2 protein-coding genes are annotated in these 1731 nt (G+C 66.8%); both read left to right on the plus strand.

What is annotated here, in order from left to right; translation table 11 throughout:
- Nucleotides 1-302 precede the first annotated feature (302 nt).
- Nucleotides 303-878: an MFS transporter gene (locus ACFW2E_RS46385; protein ID WP_384478075.1), complete on the plus strand. Its 576-nt coding sequence runs from the start codon at nucleotides 303-305 to the stop codon at nucleotides 876-878.
- A gap of 289 nt (nucleotides 879-1167) precedes the next feature.
- Nucleotides 1168-1731, plus strand: a 564-nt coding sequence (locus ACFW2E_RS46390; protein ID WP_384478077.1) for a 2-keto-4-pentenoate hydratase, incomplete at its 3' end; no start/stop codon positions are given.

Here is a 1731-nt window from a genome sequence, read left to right on the forward strand (position 1 = left end):
CCGGCCTGGGTCTAACACGACGGCGGGCCCGTCCCCACCGCGCCCGGGGGGCGTCGTTCCCCGTCCGACAGCGATCACTTACGTAACGTTTTGCCTGGATTGTCGTTCGTTCTCCTCCTCGCGCGTCGGGAGCCGCCCATGTCCGCACCCTCCGTCCCCTCGGCGCCGCCTCCGTTGCCCCCGGTTCCCCCCGCGCCCGGTTACGGACCGCACCGTGCGGACTGCCCCTGGTGCGGTTCCCGGCGGCTGCGTTCCGGGCTGTTCGGACCGGGGCCGCGGCGGGCCGCTCTCCGAGACGGCTGATGCTGGCCATCGGCTCCGCGGTCGGCGGTTCCGCGTTGTATTACCTCACCATCGTTTACACACTGTCGTACGCCCCCACTGAACTGGGCATTCCGCAGCGTTCCGTCCTGGCCGCGATCAGCGCGGGTGCCGTCGTGGCGGCATTGGTGATGGTCCCATTCGCACGCTGGGCCGATCGGGTAGGCCGAAGACCCGTCATGGTCTACGGGATGGCAGGGTCTGTGGTCTGGGCGCTCCCCATGTTCGGCTCACTGAGCACTCGCAACATCTGGCTGATCACCGTGGCGTTCATTATCGGCCAGGTCCTGCAGATCATGACGTTCTCGCCGATGGCAGCCTTCATGGCCGAACTGTTCCCCGCCAGGTTGCGCTACACCGGAGCATCTGCCGCTTTCATCCTCGCCAATACCATCGGTGGCGGCTTCGCTCCGCTGGTGGCCTCGTGGCTGACCACTCTCTGGGAGTCCCCACTGGTCCTGGGAGTGTATGTGAGCATGCTGTGTCTGGTCAGTCTCGTCTGCGTAGTGAAATTGCCCGAGACTCGTGACGAGGAGTTCGACGTACGCGAGTCCTGAGCTCGTGCAGCGGTCACCGGCGACCCGAACCCAACTTCCAGGCGTGACCGCCGGCGCGAGGCCGCGCTTACGGCCCCATCGCGTCCTCCGGCTCTGGTGCCCGCAACGCGATGGGCTGGGGTGCTGCAGTCTGGCCATCAGCCGACGCGCCTTCCCTCCAGGCCGCACCTGGCCGATGCCTAATGCCCTTCGCCAGGAGCCAGAGCCGACCCGCGGCTGCCTGCAGCACTGGTCCACAGGACGGACCGTCTCCATTGTTCCTGCTCACAGCCCTGGAGAGACTCCAAGCATGCATCAGAATCAGCTACAGGAAGCCGCTCGTCGGCTCGCCGAAGCCGAGCGGGACCGCCGCCCCATCAATCCGCTGACCCAGACCTATACCGGCCTCGACGTCCCAGCCGCTTACGAGGTACAGCGCGCGGTCATCTCAGCGCGTGTCGCCGGGGGCGCCCGGGTGCGGGGACACAAGGTGGGACTGACCGCTGCGGTCATGCGTGAGCAGTTCGGAGTTTCCGAACCCGACTACGGCGTCCTGCTCGACGACATGTTCCTACTTGAAGGCACCGAGATCCCGGCCGACAGCCTGCTGGCGCCCCGGGTGGAGCCCGAACTCGCTTTCGTGCTCGACCGGCCGCTCCGCGGGCCCGGAGTGACCGTGGCCGATGTCCTGCGAGCTACCGCTTTCGTGACGCCCAGCCTGGAGATCATCGACTCCCGCATCCACAACTGGGAGATTACTGTCTTCGACTCCATCGCTGACAATGCCTCGTCCGCCCGCGTGGTCCTGGGCGGAACGGCCACTGATGTGCGTGACATCGACCCCCGGCTGCTTGGTGTTGTGCTGCGCCGCAAT

The organism is Streptomyces sp. NPDC058964 (assembly GCF_042741275.1).
Classification (GTDB): Bacteria; Actinomycetota; Actinomycetes; order Streptomycetales; family Streptomycetaceae; genus Streptomyces.